1 protein-coding gene is annotated in these 394 nt (G+C 71.1%); it reads left to right on the forward strand.

The window, feature by feature from the left end:
* A partial coding sequence (locus tag ACLEQD_RS45205) for an AMP-binding protein (RefSeq protein ID WP_410392041.1) occupies positions 1-394 on the forward strand: 394 nt, incomplete at both ends.

A 394-nucleotide genomic window follows, 5' to 3' on the forward strand; every position in this document is an offset into this window, starting at 1 on the left:
CCCATTGGCCGGCCGCTCTCCAACTCCACTGCCTACGTACTCGACGCGCACCTGCATCCGGTACCCGTGGGCGTCGCGGGCGAGGTGTACGTCGGCGGCCAGGGCCTCGCCTGGGGCTACCTCCACCGCCCGGACCTGACCGCGGAGCGCTTCGTCCCCCACCCCTTCGCTTCCACGCCGGGCGAGCGCCTCTACCGCACGGGCGACAAGGCCCGCTGGCGAGAGGACGGCACGCTCGACTTCCTGGGCCGCGTCGACTTCCAGGTGAAGGTGCGCGGCTTCCGCATCGAACTCGGTGAAATCGAAGCGGCCCTCCGCTCCGCCACTGGCGTCAAGGAGGCCGTTGTCGTGGCCCGGGGCGCGGACACGGACAAGCGCCTCATCGGCTACGTCA

The sequence above is a fragment of the Corallococcus sp. 4LFB genome, from assembly GCF_046520365.1.
GTDB classification, from domain to species: Bacteria; Myxococcota; Myxococcia; order Myxococcales; family Myxococcaceae; genus Corallococcus; species Corallococcus caeni.